Origin of the sequence: Endozoicomonas sp. ONNA2, assembly GCF_024606365.1 — a bacterium.
Classification (GTDB): Bacteria; Pseudomonadota; Gammaproteobacteria; order Pseudomonadales; family Endozoicomonadaceae; genus Endozoicomonas.
This window is the reverse complement of sequence record NZ_JAHHPO010000194.1, coordinates 1-1,875: the sequence shown is the minus strand read 5'-3', so window position 1 is coordinate 1,875 and position 1,875 is coordinate 1. Positions and strand designations below refer to the sequence as shown.

Below are 1,875 nucleotides of genomic sequence, written 5' to 3'. Positions count from 1 at the left end.
GCCGCCCGCTTCCCGAAAAGCTGGAACCACTTGTGCTTTTGCGGGCAGCGGCATTAACAGAGATTGGCTGAGGGTTAACCAAGAAATGATTCAGCGCCAATCAGGGGAAGCAGCTTCAGGATCGCCTCTTTATAAACGACTTCATCCACATGACCAATCCGTTCAGCCCGGCGATGCTGCCAGTCCAGAGTGCGGATTAGCCCCGGAATCGCGAAGGATGGCTCGATATCCAGACCGCTGATCGCCACATTGGCAGGCCGTTTTTTCCCACGAGAGCTGATGGGAATACAGATGGCCTGACCAATGGTCTCGTTATAGAGGCGCGAAGAGAGCACCAGGGCAGGCCGACGCTTGCCGATTTCGCTCCCCTTGCCCGGATGAAAATCAAGCAGGACAATATCGCCCCTTTCGGGTACGTAAACCCCGGAACCGGTAGAAGCCATCAAAAGTCCTCTTCCCCCGGCCGTGTATCTGCCAGCCAGTCGCTGACGTTATCGTCTGCCAGCGTCTCCTTCAGGCTGGCAACCAGCTCCTCTTCTGAATAAGGCAGTGAATCGGCGGGAACCTTGCGGCGGATAAACAGCCCATCGGCATGGATCTCAACCTCGACCCCCATACCTTCTTCAAATCCGGGAATATCCCGCATCGGTCCGCTGATCCGCAGAGCCAGGCCATTACCCCAGCGTTTGATGGTGGATTCTGTCCGCATAACCCTCTCCATATCAACTCTATAGATAGATCAGTATATACGATGTAGATACTCCGACAAGGCAGCGGTTCCCCGATAAACAGTAACATTGCAAGAATGGAGGCTGACTGGAAGAGTACATCTGGATTAAGGCCACCAGCCTGGGCATCGGGGATGTGATCGCCAATGCTGAGTTTCGAAATGATGATGATGCATGGAATGACACCCTGAATGAGATGGATCTGCTGGTCTGCAGACAGGTCACCAACAGGTGTCAGCTCTATACAGCGCTGATTATTCAAGACGCCAATCAAATATTTCTGCTAAAAGCACTTTGCCTTATTAGAATTACCAGATCAATCAGCAATCCACCGAGTAAACCATTGACACAGGCTCAACATCTGGCAACTGAAAAGGAAGACCAAGCTGATCAATTATTTCCATCAAAAACTCCCTGGAATATTCCAGGAACTCTGTAAGGACTGCGCTTTCTGGTGCTTTATCAATCTGTCGTGCTGATAAAGCGCTGTTGAGAGCACCCACTATTTCTTCTCCCTTTAATAGGGATAGTTCACCAGATGCTTTTTTATGCACCCCAACTGTGACAATATTTATCGTTCTATCTGACCCTGTCACTCGATCCCGTATCGTAAACAGCACCAGACTTCCGGCTTTTCCTTTCAACAAACACAGGCACTCCCCAGACCTGGTAATAAAAAGATTTAAATAGGTAATCAGCTGACTCGATCGAAAAACAACGTCTACATTAATCTCTAAAACCTGTTTAAGCTCATTAACTGTCCAATCACCAGCACCTCCGGGAATGATGTGGCATTTTTCCTGTTCAGCATAAATCGTATGTTCCAACTCATCTAAAGCCGGGAAAGTTTCATATACCCGTGCATAATCATCAGAATCAGGCCTTGGCAAAAGCCTGACTCGCTTATTGCTATCGGTTAAGACCCAACCTCTATTGTTCTTGCTAACCTGATACAACCACTGATGATTTTTCGTTACTCTACCCAGAAACTTATCATTCAAAAGTTTTTTAAGGCCACTCCCGACAAACTCAATATCCGATAACTTAACACGAATTTCCCGGACAAAATGATCAAGGGCAGGTAAAACAATATCCAGGAGGCTGTCCGAGAATAGCGCCCGTAGCGAGGATGGCAGAAAATTGAGGA

General features: G+C 48.3%; 3 protein-coding genes. All 3 read right to left on the bottom strand.

Annotated elements, in window-relative coordinates; translation table 11 throughout:
* Positions 1-74: 74 nt before the first annotated feature.
* Positions 75-443, bottom strand: coding sequence for a type II toxin-antitoxin system PemK/MazF family toxin (locus KDK14_RS03440; RefSeq protein ID WP_257263622.1), 369 nt, complete (start codon positions 441-443; stop codon positions 75-77).
* On the bottom strand, positions 443-709 hold the full coding sequence (locus KDK14_RS03435) for a hypothetical protein (RefSeq protein WP_257263621.1): 267 nt from the start codon (positions 707-709) through the stop codon (positions 443-445). The genes KDK14_RS03440 and KDK14_RS03435 overlap by 1 nt, the downstream gene beginning before the upstream one ends.
* A gap of 339 nt (positions 710-1,048) precedes the next feature.
* The coding region (locus KDK14_RS03430) for a hypothetical protein (protein ID WP_257263620.1) at positions 1,049-1,875 on the bottom strand (827 nt) is incomplete at its 5' end.